Annotated in this window: 16 protein-coding genes; 7 read left to right on the top strand and 9 right to left on the bottom strand. The window is 61.4% G+C overall.

Features of this window, described 5'->3' with window-relative positions; genetic code table 11:
* Positions 1 to 162: 162 nt before the first annotated feature.
* Together ppk1 and hemB are read right to left on the bottom strand one after the other, a co-directional pair.
* A complete protein-coding gene (gene ppk1 / locus HX868_RS08345) occupies positions 163 to 2,385 on the bottom strand; it encodes a polyphosphate kinase 1 (protein ID WP_016975844.1) in 2,223 nt (740 codons plus the stop codon).
* An 18-nt stretch (positions 2,386 to 2,403) separates the two neighbouring features.
* Positions 2,404 to 3,417, bottom strand: coding sequence for a porphobilinogen synthase (gene hemB, locus HX868_RS08340; RefSeq protein ID WP_177002546.1), 1,014 nt, complete (start codon positions 3,415 to 3,417; stop codon positions 2,404 to 2,406).
* Between the two features lie 208 nt (positions 3,418 to 3,625).
* Here hemB and HX868_RS08335 point away from each other — a divergent pair, with 208 nt between their 5' ends.
* A complete protein-coding gene (locus tag HX868_RS08335; protein WP_177002748.1) occupies positions 3,626 to 4,261 on the top strand; it encodes a DedA family protein in 636 nt (211 codons plus the stop codon).
* Here HX868_RS08335 and HX868_RS08330 read toward each other — a convergent pair.
* Positions 4,242 to 5,477 (bottom strand): sterol desaturase family protein, encoded by a 1,236-nt coding sequence (locus tag HX868_RS08330; RefSeq protein WP_095013961.1) that lies wholly within the window; start codon positions 5,475 to 5,477, stop codon positions 4,242 to 4,244. The genes HX868_RS08335 and HX868_RS08330 overlap by 20 nt on opposite strands.
* Positions 5,478 to 5,593: 116 nt before the next feature.
* On the opposite strand from HX868_RS08330, the gene elbB reads away from it, so the two are divergent.
* Positions 5,594 to 6,259: an isoprenoid biosynthesis glyoxalase ElbB gene (gene elbB, locus HX868_RS08325; RefSeq protein ID WP_016975848.1), complete on the top strand. Its 666-nt coding sequence runs from the start codon at positions 5,594 to 5,596 to the stop codon at positions 6,257 to 6,259.
* Between the two features lie 206 nt (positions 6,260 to 6,465).
* On the opposite strand, the gene HX868_RS08320 is transcribed toward elbB, so the two are convergent.
* Together HX868_RS08320 and HX868_RS08315 are read right to left on the bottom strand one after the other, a co-directional pair.
* A complete protein-coding gene (locus HX868_RS08320; protein ID WP_177002545.1) occupies positions 6,466 to 6,915 on the bottom strand; it encodes a YaiI/YqxD family protein in 450 nt (149 codons plus the stop codon).
* A 1-nt stretch (position 6,916) separates the two neighbouring features.
* The gene (locus HX868_RS08315) at positions 6,917 to 8,812 is read right to left on the bottom strand and encodes an FTR1 family protein (protein ID WP_177002544.1); all 1,896 of its coding nucleotides are present in this window, start codon (positions 8,810 to 8,812) and stop codon (positions 6,917 to 6,919) included.
* A gap of 268 nt (positions 8,813 to 9,080) precedes the next feature.
* Here HX868_RS08315 and HX868_RS08310 point away from each other — a divergent pair, with 268 nt between their 5' ends.
* Genes HX868_RS08310 through HX868_RS08295 form a run of 4 tightly spaced genes read left to right on the top strand, consistent with a single transcriptional unit; the run spans position 9,081 to position 12,224 of the window.
* Positions 9,081 to 10,475, top strand: a complete 1,395-nt coding sequence (locus HX868_RS08310) for a COG3014 family protein (protein ID WP_177002543.1) — start codon at positions 9,081 to 9,083, stop codon at positions 10,473 to 10,475.
* A 10-nt stretch (positions 10,476 to 10,485) separates the two neighbouring features.
* Positions 10,486 to 10,857 (top strand): YcfL family putative periplasmic lipoprotein, encoded by a 372-nt coding sequence (locus HX868_RS08305; protein WP_177002542.1) that lies wholly within the window; start codon positions 10,486 to 10,488, stop codon positions 10,855 to 10,857.
* 35 nt (positions 10,858 to 10,892) lie between these two features.
* Positions 10,893 to 11,480, top strand: coding sequence for a penicillin-binding protein activator LpoB (gene lpoB, locus HX868_RS08300; RefSeq protein ID WP_028618424.1), 588 nt, complete (start codon positions 10,893 to 10,895; stop codon positions 11,478 to 11,480).
* Between the two features lie 3 nt (positions 11,481 to 11,483).
* Positions 11,484 to 12,224 carry a penicillin-binding protein activator LpoB gene (locus HX868_RS08295; protein ID WP_177002541.1) on the top strand — a complete coding sequence of 247 codons (741 nt, stop codon included), beginning with the start codon at positions 11,484 to 11,486 and terminating at the stop codon, positions 12,222 to 12,224.
* 36 nt (positions 12,225 to 12,260) lie between these two features.
* Here HX868_RS08295 and HX868_RS08290 read toward each other — a convergent pair whose 3' ends face one another.
* The 3 genes from HX868_RS08290 to HX868_RS08280 form a co-directional block, all read right to left on the bottom strand.
* The gene (locus HX868_RS08290) at positions 12,261 to 12,893 is read right to left on the bottom strand and encodes a LysE family transporter (RefSeq protein WP_016975855.1); all 633 of its coding nucleotides are present in this window, start codon (positions 12,891 to 12,893) and stop codon (positions 12,261 to 12,263) included.
* Between the two features lie 171 nt (positions 12,894 to 13,064).
* Positions 13,065 to 13,631 (bottom strand): mechanosensitive ion channel family protein, encoded by a 567-nt coding sequence (locus HX868_RS08285; protein WP_016975856.1) that lies wholly within the window; start codon positions 13,629 to 13,631, stop codon positions 13,065 to 13,067.
* Complete coding sequence (locus HX868_RS08280; RefSeq protein ID WP_016975857.1) at positions 13,631 to 15,541, bottom strand: ATP-binding cassette domain-containing protein; 1,911 nt, start codon at positions 15,539 to 15,541, stop codon at positions 13,631 to 13,633. Before HX868_RS08280 ends, HX868_RS08285 begins: the two co-directional genes overlap by 1 nt.
* Positions 15,542 to 15,591: 50 nt before the next feature.
* On the opposite strand from HX868_RS08280, the gene HX868_RS08275 reads away from it, so the two are divergent.
* Positions 15,592 to 16,059, top strand: coding sequence for a TIGR02444 family protein (locus HX868_RS08275; protein ID WP_177002540.1), 468 nt, complete (start codon positions 15,592 to 15,594; stop codon positions 16,057 to 16,059).
* Here the strand turns inward: HX868_RS08275 and HX868_RS08270 are convergent.
* On the bottom strand, positions 16,056 to 16,505 hold a 450-nt coding region (locus HX868_RS08270), incomplete at its 5' end, for a hypothetical protein (RefSeq protein WP_177002539.1). The genes HX868_RS08275 and HX868_RS08270 overlap by 4 nt on opposite strands.

Below are 16,505 nucleotides of genomic sequence, written 5' to 3'. Positions count from 1 at the left end.
TGCTGTGGCGAGCGGGCTTGCCCCGCGTTGGGCTGCGAAGCAGCCCCAATAAAAACGCCGCATTCTGTCTGGCAGAATGCGGCGTCTGGTTTTAGGGCTGCTTCGCAGCCCAACGCGGGGCAAGCCCGCTCGCCACACAAACCTGCTCATACAAACCGCTACTCAATTCACCGTTAGAATCGGGCTACCCAGCTTCTCCAACAACGTCGCCTGCGCGCTGCGCGGGTTCTGGTTGCCGGTCGGTGTGTTGCGCACGTAGCGGCCGTCTGACTGCAGGCTCCAGCTGTGGGTGTTGTCGGTGAGGTAGCTTTCCAGCTCCTTCTTGACCCGCATGATCAGCTTCTTGCCTTCCACCGGGAAGCACGTTTCTACCCGCTTATCGAGGTTGCGCTCCATCCAGTCGGCACTGGAGAGGAACATCTGCTCTTCGCCGCCATTGAGGAAGTAGAACACCCGCGTGTGTTCCAGGAAGCGGCCGATGATCGAGCGCACATGGATGTTGTGCGACACGCCGACAATGCCCGGACGCAGGCAGCACATGCCGCGCACTACGAGGTCGATGCGCACGCCGGACTGGCTGGCCTTGTACAGCGCGCGGATGATCTTCGGATCAGTCAGCGAGTTGAACTTGGCGATGATGTGCGCCGGCTTGCCGTCGAGGGCGAACTGGGTTTCGCGGGCAATCATGTCGAGCATGCCCTTCTTGAGGGTGAACGGCGCGTGCAGCAGCTTCTTCATGCGCAGGGTCTTGCCCATGCCGATCAGCTGGCTGAACAACTTGCCGACGTCTTCGCACAAGGCATCGTCGGACGTCAGCAGGCTGTAGTCGGTGTAGAGCTTGGCGTTGCCGGCGTGGTAGTTACCGGTGCCCAAGTGGGCGTAGCGCACGATCTCACCGGCTTCGCGGCGCAGGATCAGCATCATCTTGGCGTGGGTCTTGAAGCCGACCACACCGTAGATCACCACTGCACCGGCCGCTTGCAGACGACTGGCCAGTTGCAGGTTGGACTCTTCGTCAAACCGCGCACGCAGCTCGATCACCGCCGTGACTTCCTTGCCGTTACGCGCAGCGTCGACCAAGGCATCGACAATTTCCGAGTTGGCGCCGGAACGGTACAGGGTCTGGCGTACGGCCAATACGTGCGGGTCCTTGGCGGCCTGGCGCAGCAGGTCGACCACCGGGGTAAAGGACTCGAAGGGGTGCAGCAGCAGGATGTCCTGTTTGCTCACCACGCTGAAAATGTTCTCGCTGTTTTGCAGCAGTTTCGGGATCTGCGGCGTGAACGGCGTGTATTGCAGCTCCGGATGACTGTCCAGGCCGGTGATGCTGAACAGCCGCGTCAGGTTGACCGGGCCGTTGACCTGGTACAGCTCGGACTCGGCCAGGTTGAACTGCTTGAGCAGGTAGTCCGACAGGTGCTTAGGGCAGGTGTCGGCAACTTCCAGGCGCACCGCATCGCCGTAGCGTCGCGAGAACAGCTCGCCGCGCAGGGCACGGGCCAAGTCTTCGACGTCTTCGGAGTCCAGCGCCAGGTCGGCGTTTCGGGTCAGGCGGAACTGATAGCAGCCTTTTACCTTCATGCCCTGGAACAGATCATCGGCGTGCGCATGGATCATCGACGACAGGAATACATAGTTATCGCCAGGCCCCCCCACCTCTTCCGGTACCTTGATGATCCGTGGCAACAGACGCGGCGCCGGGATGATCGCCAGGCCGGAGTCGCGACCGAAGGCGTCGATACCTTCAAGCTCGACAATGAAGTTGAGGCTCTTGTTCACCAGCAACGGGAACGGGTGCGTCGGGTCGAGGCCGATCGGGGTGATGATTGGCGAGATCTCGTCACGGAAGTAACGGCGCACCCAGGTCTTGATCTTGGTGGTCCAGTGACGGCGCCGGATGAAGCGGACCTGGTGTTTCTCCAGTTCCGGCAACAGGATGTCGTTGAGGATCGCGTATTGGCGGTCTACATGGCCGTGCACCAGCTCGCTGATGCGCGCCAGGGCCTGGTGCGGCTGCAGGCCATCGGCGCCGGCTTGTTCACGGGCGAAGGTGATTTGTTTCTTGAGGCCGGCGACGCGGATCTCGAAGAACTCGTCCAAGTTGCTGGAGAAGATCAGCAGGAACTTCAGCCGCTCCAGCAGCGGGTAGGACTCATCCAGCGCCTGCTCCAGCACGCGGATGTTGAATTGCAGTTGTGACAGCTCGCGGTGGATGTACAGGCTGCTGTCATCCAGGTTGGTCACCGCCGCCACCGGGGCCGGCACGGGCGGCTCGGCTACCACGGCAGGCGCGGCGGGCTCATGCTCCGGCGGGGTCTCGGTGACTTGTTCAACCACCGGGTGAGCGTCTTTTACGGCAACTTCTGAGAGTCCTTCGGTATTCATTGAATGTTCCTGTGAGGGCTATTGTTGCTCTCTAAGCAATTGGGCGGCGCGGGCGGCGAAGTAGGTCAGAATGCCATCAGCCCCGGCGCGTTTAAAGGCTGTGAGGGATTCTAGGATCACCCCTTCACTCAGCCATCCATTCTGTATTGCAGCCATGTGCATCGCGTACTCGCCGCTGACCTGGTAGACAAACGTCGGCACTTTGAATTCTTCTTTGACCCGGTAAAGGATGTCCAAGTACGGCATCCCCGGCTTGACCATCACCATGTCAGCGCCTTCGGCCAGGTCGGCCGCCACTTCGTGCAGGGCTTCATGGCTGTTGGCCGGGTCCATCTGGTACGAAGCCTTGTTGGCCTTGCCCAGGTTAAGCGCCGAGCCCACCGCATCGCGGAACGGCCCGTAATAGGCGCTGGCGTACTTGGCCGAGTAGGCCATGATGCGCACATTGACGTGACCGGCCAGCTCCAGGGCTTCACGAATCGCCTGGATGCGACCGTCCATCATGTCCGACGGGGCAACCACCTGGGCGCCGGCAGCGGCGTGGGACAGGGCTTGCTTGACCAGTGCATCAACGGTGATGTCGTTCTGAACATAGCCGTCTTCGTCCAGAATGCCATCCTGGCCATGGGTGGTAAACGGGTCCAACGCCACGTCGGTGATCACCCCAAGCTCCGGGAAACGCTCGCGCAGGGCGCGGGTGGCGCGCTGGGCGATCCCGTCCGGGTTCCAGGCTTCGGCAGCATCCAGGGACTTGAGTTCAGACGGCGTGACCGGGAACAACGCCAACGCCGGAATCCCCAGTTCGATCCAACCGGCAGCTTCTTCAAGCAGCAGATCAATGGTCAAACGCTCAACGCCAGGCATCGAAGCCACCGCTTCCCGACGATTTTCACCGTCCAGTACAAAGACCGGCAAGATCAGATCATTCGTCGTCAGTACGTTTTCACGTACAAGGCGGCGAGAAAAATCATCACGACGATTGCGACGCAGACGGGTGGCGGGGAACAGACGATTGGCAGGGGTAAAGCTCACGACAGACTCCTGAGCCCGGGTTCACGGGCGAGCGTTGCAGTTATAAGCGGCCATTATGACGAAGGTATGACAGTTGTGCTTAAGGATGCGACCTGTAGTCGCATTCGTCATTTCCGTAGGAATTGTTCACTTCGTGACACATCTCGATACTTTCATGAATCTTCGTGAAGGCGTAGGCTGCGCGTTCATTTCGCCAGCACCCCAGACCATGCTTCAACAATTTCTGCATGACTTCGGCTACTTTGCGCTCTTCCTAGGCACCTTCTTTGAAGGCGAGACCATTCTGGTCCTCGCAGGCTTCCTGGCGTTCCGTGGCTACATGGATATCAACCTGGTGGTGGTCGTTGCCTTTTTCGGCAGCTACGCCGGCGACCAGCTTTGGTATTACATGGGCCGCAAGCACGGTCGCAAGCTGTTGGCGCGCAAGCCGCGCTGGCAATTGATGGGTGACAAGGCCCTGGAGCATATCCGCAAGCACCCGGATATCTGGGTGCTGAGCTTCCGCTTCGTCTACGGGTTGCGCACGGTCATGCCGGTGGCGATCGGCCTGTCCGGCTATCCACCTCTGCGCTACCTGATCCTCAACGGCATTGGCGCCGCGATCTGGGCGTTGGCGTTGGGTGCTGCGGCCTATCACTTCGGGGCGGTGCTGGAAGGCATGCTGGGTAGCATCAAGAAATACGAGCTGTGGGTATTGGGCGCGTTGCTGCTATTGGGCTTCGGCCTGTGGCTGCGCCGCCGCATCAAGAATGCACGCATCGCTCGCGAGGCCTGTGCCGAGGCCAAGGCCCGGCTCGCCGCCGAGCCGGTCCCGGTCGAAGCGCCTAAGACACCAGTCGAGTAAACCGGCTTCTGCAGCAGTAGAGGCCGATCACGCTGAGCAGGCTGTAGCTCAGCAGGCCCAGCCAGCCCAAGTTGCTGGCGGGCCATAGCCCAACCAGCGGCGCCAGCCACACCAGCGGCACATTCAGCACCAGCCGCGAAAGCTCGGCCTTCAGCGCCCACGGGCGATTCTCCAAGGCCACACCTAAGGTAAACAACCCCAGCGCCATGGCACTCCAACCCAGGATCAGCGCCGCCGTGGGCAAGCCTTCGCCGAAATTCATCAAATAGCTGCCAAAACCCACATACGCCGCAAATTGCAGGGCGATGTAGACCTGCTGGCGACCATCCAGCGGCACTTCGAATTTACGGAATTGAGTCAGGTCATGCTTGGCCAGCGGGTACTTGGCCTTCACGTCCGCCGGGCGCCAACCGGTGCGCATGAACCAGATGCGCAACTTGTCCCACCAGCGCTCGGTACGTCGCGCATCACTCCACAACTGCGCATAAAACTGCAGGTTGGCCCACAGCGGATTCCAGCTGGCCAAGGGCGTGGTCACGCCGAAAATCACCGGTTCGTTATCGTCTTCTTCCTGAAAGGTGCCGAACAGCCGGTCCCAAATAATGAACACCCCGCCGTAGTTGCGATCCATGTAGAGAGCGTTCTGTGCGTGGTGGGCCCGATGATTGGACGGCGTGACGAAAAACCATTCATACCAGCCAAGCTTGGGCACATGCCGGGTGTGTACCCAGAATTGATAGAGCAAATTGAGCGATGCCACGCTGATAAACACCACCAATGGCACACCGAGTACGGCCAGTGGCAGGTAGAAAATCCAGCTCAGCAGGAAGCCGGTGCTGGTCTGGCGCAGGGCGGTGCTGAGGTTGTAGTCCTCGCTCTGGTGATGCACCGAGTGCGCCGCCCACAGGATGTTGCGTTCATGGCCCATGCGATGCAGCCAGTAGTAGCAGAAGTCGTAGAACACAAAGGCGAATACCCAGGTCCAGACGCTTTGGGCCGGGAGATCAATCAATGCAAGATGTTTGAGGGCGAACGCGTAGGTCAAAATCCCTACACCCTTGGTCAACAGTCCTGTGGTGGTGGACAGCACGCCAGTGCTGAGGCTGTTGATGGCATCCGCCACCCGGTAGTTGCGCTCGCCGCGCCAGTGGTCGGCAAGCAGCTCCACCACGATCAAGGCGATGAAAAACGGTACCGCATAAGGCACGAAGTCCATGGTCTGGTCCGGTTTGTTTTTGTTACATCTAGATTAGGTGCAGCGGCGCAAGAGCCCATTGGCAACAGGTGACAAATTAGTAGACATTTAACGCCATGACCCCAGGAGAAATGCCCATGAGCAAAAAGATTGCAGTGATCCTTTCCGGCTGCGGCGTGTATGACGGCGCAGAGATCCACGAAAGCGTGATCACCTTGCTGCGCCTGGACCAGCGCGGTGCTCAGGTCCAATGTTTTGCCCCGAACATCGCGCAACTGCATGTGATCAACCACCTCACCGGCGAAGAAATGCCCGAGTCGCGCAATGTGCTGGTGGAGTCGGCCCGGATTGCCCGCGGTGATGTGAAAGACATCCGCGAAGCCAATGCTGAAGACTTCGATGCGCTGATCGTGCCCGGCGGGTTTGGCGCGGCGAAGAACCTGTCGAACTTTGCCGTGGAAGGCGCAGGCTGCAGCGTCAACCCACAGGTGCTGGAGCTGGCCGAGGCTTTTGCCGAAGCGGGCAAGCCGGTGGGGCTGATCTGCATCTCACCGGCCCTGGCGGCAAAGATCTATGGCCCGGGCGTGACCTGCACCATCGGCAACTGCGCCGACACCGCCGCCGCGCTGGACAAGATGGGCGCCACCCATCAGGAGTGCACGGTGGAAGATATTGTCGAAGACAAGGCGCGCAAACTGGTGAGCACGCCGGCCTATATGCTTGGCAAAAACATCAGCGAGGTCGCTTCAGGGATCAACAAGCTGGTGGACCGGGTGCTGGAGTTGACCCACGAAAACGACTGATTGCCCCCAACTGTGGTGAGCGGGCTTGTTGTGGCGAGCGGACTTGTCGTGGCGAGCGGGCTTGCCCCGCGTTGGGTGGCGAAGCCGCCCTAATCCAGGCAATGCGGAAAGTCAGTTAGAACACGGTTGTATGTTTTAGGGCTGCTGCGCACCCCAACGCGGGGCAAGCCCGCTCGCCACAAAAACTCTTCGCCGCAGGGTCAGGGTTAGCGCATCAGGCGCGTGAGGATTCGGTCCAGGGCATTGGCAAACGCCTGCTTTTCTTTTTCACCGTGAGGCGGTGGCCCCCCACCCATTTGGCCCTGTTCACGCAGATCCGTGAACAGGTTGCGCACCGCCAGGCGTTCGCTCATGTTCGCCGGGCTGAACTCCTTGCCCCGTGGATCTAGGGCCGTGACGCCCTTTTTCACCAGGCGGTCGGCCAACGGCACGTCGCTGCAGATCACCAACTCGCCAGGCACCGCGTGCTCTACGAGGTAGTCATCCGCCGCGTCCGGACCGCTGGGCACCACAATCAGCTTCACACACGCAAAGCTCGGCTTGATCTGGCTCTGCCCGGCCACCAGCACCACCTCGAACTGACGCTTGAGGGCGAACTTCACCACCTGGTCCTTGGCTGCCCGAGGGCAGGCGTCGGCGTCGATCCACACGCGCATGTCAGGCCGCCACTCGGCGTTTCTCGGCCAACCGACTGCGACCATACAGCACCACAATCGCCAGGATCGCCACAGCCTGCGCACTCAGCGAGTACGCATCGGCGTGGATGCCCAGCCAGTCGAAGTCAAAGAACGCGACCGGCCGCGTACCGAAGATGCCGGCTTCCTGCAACGCCTTCACGCCATGCCCGGCGAACACCACCGACAGCGCGCACAGCAACGCCGCATTGATCCCGAAGAACAGCGCCAGCGGCAACTTCGCCGAGCCGCGCAGAATCACCCACGCCAGGCCCACCAGCAGCACCAGCGCCGTTGCACCACCTGCCAGCACGGCGTTGTGCCCGGCCGGGCCGGCTTGCAGCCACAGGGTTTCGTAGAACAGGATCACTTCGAACAGCTCGCGATACACCGAGAAGAACGCCAGCATCGCAAAGCCGAAGCGTCCACCGCCGCCTACCAGGCTGCTCTTGATGTAATCCTGCCAAGCGGCGGCGTGGCGGCGGTCGTGCATCCACACACCAAGCCACAGCACCATCACGCTGGCGAACAGCGCCGTGCAGCCTTCCAACAACTCGCGCTGGGCGCCGCTCACGTCAATCACATACGCGGCGAGCGCCCAGGTCGCCAGACCCGCCAACAGCGCCAGGCCCCAACCCACGTTGACGCTGCGCACCGCCGACTGCTGGCCGGTGTTGCGCAGGAACGCGAGGATCGCGGCAAGCACCAGGATGGCTTCCAGGCCTTCACGCAGCAGGATCAGCAGGCCCGAGATGTAGCTCAGCGACCAGCTCAGGCCGTCGCTGCCCAGCAAGCCGGCGGATTCGGTGAGTTTGCCTTTGGCCACATCCAGGCGCTGCTGCACTTGCTCGACCGGCAAACCGTCCTGCAACGACTGCCGGTAGGCCATCAGCGCCTTCTCGGTGTCCTTGCGCACGTTGGCGTCGACGTTATCCAGCGAGCTTTCGACCAGCTCGAAGCCTTCTAGGTAGGCAGCTACCGACAGGTCGTAGGCCTGTTCGTGGTCGCCGTTGCGGAACGCGGCCAAGCTCTTGTCCAGAGTGGTAGCGGTGTAATCGAGCAACTGCGCCGGGCCACGCTTGACCTGCGGCGGTTGCGCACGCTGGGCGCGGAACGTGGCGGCGGCAGCCTCACCGTTGGCGGCCAGGACTTCGTTCGGAGTCTGGCGCGCCAGGTCGGCGAGGTTGAACGGTTGCTCGCTTTTCGCGGCGGCCGGGTCGGCGGTGAAGCCGGCGATGTAGGTGGCCAGGTCCCAGCGCTGACGGTCGTCGAGTTGATCAGCAAAGGACGGCATATCGGTGCCTTCGACGCCCAGGCCGAGGGTGTTGTAGATCGCGTAGAGGCTCAAGCGGTCCAGGCGCACAGGGTCGCGCAGATTGGCCGGCGGCGGCGTCATACCGACGCTGGCCGGACCATCACCAGCGCCCGCGGTGCCGTGGCACACCGAGCAATGCTGGGCGTAGAGCGGCGCGCCGCGGGTTGGATCAGGCGTAATAGCCGGGGCCTGGCTGACTTCATAGGCTACGGCCAGTTGGGCACCCAATTGGCGGGCTTGCCGAGCAACCGTTGCGCCGTCCTGATGGGCGGTTACCGCCGCTAACAGTTCGTCGACGCCTTTGACCAACGCCGCGCGCTCCGGGCGCTGAGGCAACTCTGCCACCAGCCCTTGCAACACCCCGAGAAACTCCACCTGTTCGCGGTATTCGGATTCATCGATAACCTTGCCCGCCTCCACCGTCGGTGGATAGTCAGCACCAATGTAGTCCAGCAAATGCAGGGCTTGCGGGGCGCCCTCGGCAGTTGCGGCCAACAGGTTGAAGCTGCATGACATCAACGCCGGCAGCATCAGCCAGGCGAGAAAACGGAAGGGGGCAGTCATGAACGAATCTCAAATGGAAATACGAAGTAACACATTGTTAAGGCTTAAAGGGTTTGACTCAAGGCGTAAGTGATTTGTCGTTGGTAAAAGCGAGGCATTTTTAGAAGCGGACTAGTGGCGCATTGGGCGACTTCGTCGGGCAAATAGCCATTGTTTTGCCAGTAATGGCGCTTATAATGCCGCGCCCTGTTAGTGCGAAAGGGAATTTCGTTCCTCGTTTTTATGAGGAATTACCACATCGGTTACTACTTTCAGGGAAGAAGGCTGCATGGCATTTCGCGCTTTACCTTTGCTTGCGCTCTCGGCGGTAACGTTATTGTCGGGCTGTTCGATGTTCCGCAGCTATGACACCGAGTTGCAGGCGACCAATCAGCAGTTGGTCACCGGGAATGTCGACGCGGCGTTGACGCTGCTGGAAAAGAACAACAGCGGTGAAGACAAGGACTTGCTCTATTTCTTCGAGAAGGGTGAGTTGCTGCGGGCCAAGGGTGATTTGACGGGGAGTCAGACCGCGTGGCGCAGTGCTGATCTGCAAGTCTACAAATGGGAAGAGGCGGTCAAGTTCGACAGCGCCAAATACCTGGCCCAGTTCGGCAGTTTCCTCGCCAACGACAAGGTGCGTCGCTACGAAGGCTATGACTACGAAAAGGTCATGCTGACCACGCAGATGGCCCTGAACCTGCTGGCCTTGAACGACTTCGATGGCGCGCGCACCGAGATCAAGAAGACCCACGAACGCGAAGCGGTGATAGCGGACCTGCGCGATAAGGAATACCTCAAGCGCGAGGACGAAGCCGAGCGTGAAGGCGTGACCACCCAGATGAAAGACCTGAGCGGCTATCCGGTAGCAGCCCTCGACGCGCCGGAAGTGGTCGGCCTGAAGAACAGCTACCAAAGCGCGTTCAGCCATTACCTGGCCGGTTTCGTCTACGAAGCACTGGGCGAGAAGGACCTGGCGGCCCCCGGTTACCGCAAGGCGGCCGAGTTGCGCCCCAATACCCCCTTGCTGGAACAGGCCCTGCTGGACCTGGACAAATCCAAGGTCGGCACCGATGAAACCGATGTGCTGATCGTGGTGCAAAGTGGCCTGGCGCCGGCCCGCGACTCGATTCGCCTGCCGATTCCGATCCCGATCAACGGCAATCTGGTGATCACCCCGCTGTCGTTCCCAGTGATCAAGGCCGATACGTCCACCGCGACTTTCGCCCAGATCGGTGTCGACGGCCAGCAACAGAACCTCACCGCACTCAACAGCACCACGGCCATGTCCCGCCGTGCGCTGCGCGACGACATGCCGGGGATCATCCTGCGCACCACCGTGCGTGCCGTCACCCGTGGCGTGGCACAAAACAACCTGAACAAGACCAATCCCATGGCGGGCCTGGTGCTCGGTATCGCCTCGGCGGTCACCGAAGGCGCCGACACCCGCACCTGGCGCACCCTGCCGGACATGACCCAGGTGACGCGCCTGCGCCTCAAGCACGGCGAGCACCAGATCAGCCTGCCCAACGCCCTGGGCGGCACGTTGGTGACGGTCAAGGCTGACCAGCGTTATCAGGTGATCACCCTGCGCGTGGTTGGCAACCAGGTATTCGCCGGTGGCCTGGCCGCCCATGTGGTGCCGAGCACCGCCACCCAGGCCATCGCCCTCAAACAACCTTAAGGAGCACGCTATGCGTCATTTCATCCTCGGCGTCCTGGCGCTGGTCCTGCTGGCCGGCTGCGCCACCCCGCCACCGCCGGAGCCTGGCAGCGCCGCCAGCAAAATCGTGGTGATGGGCAAGTTCAAGGGCATCGCCGTCGGTGCCATTCGCGTTGCGCGCGAGAACGGCTTCCTCACCGCCAAGGTGCAGTTGAGCAACATCACCAGCAGCAACCAGACGATGTATTACCGCTTCGCCTGGCTGGGCGCTGACGGCTTCCCGGTGGGCGACGAAGAAACCTGGAAAGTACTGAACCTGTACGCCAACCAGGCGACCTTCCTGCCGGCCATTGCCAACCTGCCCCAGGCGGCGGACTTCCGCCTTGAAGTGAAGACGCCTTGAGCCGTTCCCCTTTTACGTTTCAGAGAGAATTCCCCATGTTTGCACGCTTCTCGATGCTCGCCGTGGTTGCCCTGCTGGCCAGCGGCTGCTCCAACACCTCGCCCGTACTGGGCAGCAAGAACATCAGCTACGGCGATACCAAAGCCGTGGAAACGGTGACCAACGAGTTCGGCTCCACCGACCTGCAGATGATCGCCGAAAGCATGACCCGCTCCCTGGCCCAGTCCGGCATCTTGCAAGGTCGCCCGGTGGTGCAGGTGTATGACGTGAAGAACAAGACCAGCGAGTACATCGACACTCGCGAGATCACCACGTCGATCAAGACCCAGTTGATGAAGACCGGCACCGCCCGCTTCGCCAGCGACAACACCGACATGCAGAGCCAGGTCGATCAGCTCAAGCTGCAGAACCAGAGCGGCCTGTACAAGAAGTCCACCGTCAGCAAGACCGGCAACATGGTCGCCGCCAAGTACCGCCTGGAAGGCTCCATCAGCTCCATCGTCAAGCGCAGCTCGGACTACAAGGACGTGTTCTACAAATTCAGCCTGCAACTGGTCGACGTCGAGAGCGGCCTGGCCGAATGGATGGACGAAAAAGAAATCCGCAAGACCACGGAGCGCTAAGCAATGCGTGCATGGATCGGCATGATCGGCCTGCTGTGCGCCTTTGGCGCCTCGGCCGCCCCGAAGATCGCGGTGACCGACCTGGCCTACGAGGCGCGGGTCGAGGAATACATCCACCAAGTATCGGCCAGCAACAACTTCCAGGCAAGCAGCCACCACGCCAGCGGTGCGTCGAACTACAGCGAGTACGAAAGCCGTACCAGCTATATCGAACAGACCGAGCTGCGCAAATTCAGCGGTGACATCAAGGGCGAGATTCTCAAGTCGCGTCAGTTCCAGCTGGTGCAAGGCACGCCTTACACCGCAGATGCCAAGGGTGACGTCTACGACGTGATCAAGCGCATCAAGGCCGGTCACTTCAAGGGCGCCGACTACGTGCTGTTTGGCACCTTGTCGGACATCGACTTCACCCAGGACATCAACGCCCTGGACCACACCAACAGCTACTCGGCCGTGCTGGGTCTGACACTGGTGGCGGATTTCAGCCTGATCAATACGCGCACCTACGAGATAACCTCGGCGTTCACCGCCATGGGCGAAGGCCAGGACACCAAGCTGGTGAACAGCCGCGATGTGCGCGTGAGCCTGAACCGGCCGCGTGTGGTGAAGGACGTGTCGAAAGCGCTGGGTGAGGATGTGGCGCGGCAGTTGGCGGAGCAATTGGGGGGCGGGTATCAAGACCCGGGCAAGCCGGTGCTGCGCAACAACCTGCCAAGGGATGAAGCACCCAGAATCCTGCGTTGAACCCCGTAGGAGCCGGCTTGCCGGCTCCTACAACGGTTACGCGGTCGCGCGATGAAGGCTGGCGAGAAAGCCGGCAGCCCCAACAAACAACCCGGCAAACGTACGGTTCATGCGTTTTTGCTGCTTAGGCGTACGCAACAGGCGCAATACCTTCGACGCCAACCCCGTATAGCCCGCCATCACCACCATATCGACGCAGATCATCGTCGCCCCCAGGATCAGGTACTGGGTCAGCAGCGGCGCCTGCGGGTTCACGAACTGCGGCAGCACCGCCAGCATGAACACCAGGGCCTTGGGGTTGCTGGCATTGACCAGAAAACCACGGAACATCATCGCCATCGGCTTGCCGATCGGGCGCACCGCCGCGTCATCAGTCATGTCCATGGGCAAGGCGCGCCATTGTTTGATGGCCAGGTACACCAGGTACGCCACGCCAAACCATTTGATCGCATAAAACGCGGTGGACGACGTCGCCAGAATGGCACCCAGGCCGCAAGCGACGACGGCAATCTGCATTGCCAGCCCAAGTTGCAGGCCAATGGCGTTCCAGTAACCGCGCAGAAAACCGTATTGCAGGCCGCTGGACATCGAGGCGATAGCGCCGGCGCCGGGGGAAAGGGAGATGATCCAACTGGCCAGGAAAAAGGCCAGCCACGTATCGAGTGCCATTGCACACCTCAGGAGGGAGTTTGCTGTTGTGCCTTAAGCTAACTCCGCCGACCAAAGGCTGGCTATAGATTTTTTGTAGGAGCGAGCTTGCTCGCGAAAAACCCACAGGCGATGCGAGCCAACTGAATGCGCTGCGTTATCGTTGACGATCCTTCGCGAGCAAGCTCGCTCCTACAGAGGAGATAGAGGAGTGCCGGGCCAACGTCGCACAGAACGCTGAAAGAACAGGCTGTTGGGCACTTGCACCATTGCGCTGTCGGTACCGGCCTCTGCCACTTCGACCAACGTGGTGTAGAGCAGATTGATTGCCACGACCCGGCCCTTCACGCCCGGTTTGTCGACGGTATCCACCAATTCAACAATATCACCCAGGCGAAACGGCCCGACGGTAAAGATCAGAATGGCGCACAGCAGGTTGGACAGCACCGACCACATGGCGAAGAACGCCACGGCGGCAACCGCGACAAACCCCGACAACGCCGTCCACAACACCGTGGCGGACACACCCAGGCGCCCCAGCACAAAGATCAGCGCACTGCCCATGATCAGCCAGCGCAGGCCACCGCGCAGCGGCATCAGCAGCTGCGGCGGGAACGGGTAACGCTCACCCAGCCGGGTCAGGCCTTTGGCGACAAAACGCTGGGCAAGGTAACCCGCCAGCAGGATCAGCAGGATTTGCACGCCAACCCACACGGGCTCGACCCACTGCGTCGGAATCGGCAACTGCAACGCTTCCATCAGGACAGCGCCTCCAGCTCCGCTTGCAGGGTTTCGAGCAGTTCGAGGGCTTCCATCCAGGTTTCCTCCAATTGCCCTTCGCGTACCTTGAGCTTGGCCTGTTCGGCCAGCAGGTCGCGCAGTTCGTCCTTGCGGGCGGCCTCGTAGACGGCGCTGTCGCCCAGGCTGGTTTCGATCTTGGCCAAGCGCTCATGCACCTTGCCCAGCTCGGCTTCCAGCTTGTCAGCCTCACGCTTGTGCGGCGCCAGTTGCTGACGCAAGGCGGCGGCGGCCTGGCGCTGGGCCTTTTTGTCGGTCTTGTCCGGGTTGACTGGGGTGTTGCTGACCGGCGCGTTGCGCAGGCGGTAGTCCGTCAGCCAGCGCGCGTAATCGTCCAGGTCGCCGTCGAATTCCTCGACTTTGCCGTCCGCCACCAGCAGGAAGTTATCCGTGGTGCTTTTGAGCAAATGGCGATCGTGAGACACCACCAGTACCGCGCCGCTGAACTCCTGCAGCGCCATGGTCAGCGCCAGGCGCATTTCCAAGTCCAGGTGGTTGGTCGGTTCGTCGAGCAGCAGCAGGTTCGGACGGTCCCAGGCGATCAATGCCAGGGCCAGGCGGGCTTTTTCGCCGCCGGAGAAGTTCAGCACAGGCTCGTCGATGCGCGCACCACGGAAATCGAAACCGCCGAGGAAGTCGCGCAGGGTCTGCTCGCGCTCAGTAGGCGCCAGACGCTGCAGGTGCAGCAACGGGCTGGCCTTGGAATCGAGAGAGTCCAGCTGATGCTGGGCGAAGTAGCCCACCACAGTGTTCTCGCCACGGGTCAAGCGACCGGCCAATGGCGACAGCTCACCCGACAGGTTCTTGATCAGCGTCGACTTACCCGCACCGTTGGGGCCGAGCAAACCGATACGCGCACCCGGTGTGAGTTGCAGCTTCACTTTTTCCAGGATGGTTTTGTCGCCATAACCCAGGCGTGCATCGGAAAGATCCAGCAACGGGCTGGAGATTTTCACCGATTCGCGGAACACGAAGTCGAACGGCGAGTCGACGTGCGCCGCCGACAGCTCTTCCATGCGTTCCAGGGCCTTGATTCGGCTCTGGGCCTGACGGGCCTTGGTGGCCTGGGCCTTGAACCGGGCGATGTAGCTTTCCATGTGCGCACGCTGCGCCTGTTGCTTCTCGAACGCCTGTTGCTGCTGGGCCAGACGTTCGGCGCGAGCGCGCTCGAATGCGGTGTAGCCGCCACGGTAGAGCGTGATTTTCTTCTGTTCGACGTGGGCAATGTTGTCGACCACGGCGTCGAGGAAATCCCGGTCGTGGGAAATCAGCAGCAAGGTGCCCTGGTAACTCTTGAGGAAGTCTTCCAGCCACAGGATCGCATCGAGGTCCAAGTGGTTGGTCGGTTCGTCGAGCAGCAACAAGTCCGACGGGCACATCAGGGCCTGGGCCAGGTTAAGGCGCATGCGCCAGCCGCCGGAGAAGTCAGCAACCGGGCGGTCCATCTGTTCGTTGGTAAAGCCAAGGCCGGCGAGCATTTTGCGGGCGCGGGCGTCGGCGGTGTAGCCGTCGGCACTGTCGAGTTCCGCGTGCAGGCGGGCCTGGGCAGCACCGTCCTGGGCTTTCTCGGCCTCAGCCAGGTCGTGTTGCACCTGGCGCAGGCGCAGGTCGCCATCGAGCACGTAGTCGATCGCGATACGGTCCAGGGTGTCGATTTCCTGGCGCATATGGGCGATGCGCCAGTCGGCTGGCAGCAGGCAGTCCCCGGAATCCGGGGTCAGCTCACCCAGCAACAGGGCGAACAACGTGGATTTGCCGGCGCCGTTGGCACCGATCAGGCCGGCTTTGTGACCGGCGTGCAGGGTCAGCTCGGCGTCTTCGAGAAGACGTTGCGGGCCACGCTGTAATGTTAGGCTTTGAAGTCGGATCATAATGGCGGCGGAGTCTACCAGCTTCGTTGGCCGCTGGCTTGGGTGTGAATATGTGCGCTGACCTGTGGAGCTTTGCCCTTTCGACCTACGCCCGACCAGGCGTTGAAGCCGCTTGCCTTCGTTTACAGGATCGAGGTGCGGATGTGTGCCTGTTGCTGTGTGGCGCGTGGCTGGAGCAGCGCACGGTGACAGTGACCGCCGAACGCATAGAAGCGCTGAAAAAAATTGCCAGGCCTTGGCAGACACAAGTGATTGAACCGTTACGACAAGTGCGCACGCAGTGGCGCACCCTGGCGCAGCAGGATGAGGATTTGGCAAGGTTGCGCGAGCGGGTCAAAGCTCTGGAATTGGAGGCTGAACGGCAATTGCTGGCGCGTTTGGAAGCGCTGGCGCGAGCGTGGCCGATGGAAAATGCCAGAGGTCAGCAACGGTGGCTGGAAAGACTGGCGGCTGAGGATGCCGCCAACCTTGACCACGACGCGCTGCAGCAGCTGCGCGTCGCGGTCACCAACGCTTAGGAAGCGCTGGTTGGAGTGGTGCTTGGCGCTACCGGTGCAGTCGCGCTGCTGGCCGGTGCAGTTGGAGCGGTGGACGCTACCGGGGCAGCAGCAGGCGTTGCTGGCTTGGCCGGTGCTGGTTTCGCGGCAACTGGCTTGGCAACGGCTGGCTTCGCAGCGGGTTTTGCAGCGGCAGGTTTAGCAGCTGGCTTCGCGGCTGGTTTCGCAGCAGCAGGTTTAGCGGCTGGCTTGGCGGCTGGTTTCGCAGCAGCAGGTTTAGCGGCTGGCTTGGCAGCCGGTTTCGCAGCAGCAGGTTTAGCGGCTGGCTTGGCGGCCGGTTTCGCAGCAGCAGGTTTAGCGGCTGGCTTGGCGGCCGGCTTTGCAGCAGCAGGTTTAGCAGCTGGCTTGGCGGCTGGTTTCGCAGCAGCAGTTTTGGCAGCTGGCTTAGCGGCTGGTTTCGCAGCAGC

It is taken from the genome of Pseudomonas reactans, assembly GCF_013385825.1.
GTDB classification, from domain to species: Bacteria; Pseudomonadota; Gammaproteobacteria; order Pseudomonadales; family Pseudomonadaceae; genus Aquipseudomonas; species Aquipseudomonas reactans.
This window is presented reverse-complemented; position numbering and strand designations above follow the sequence as displayed.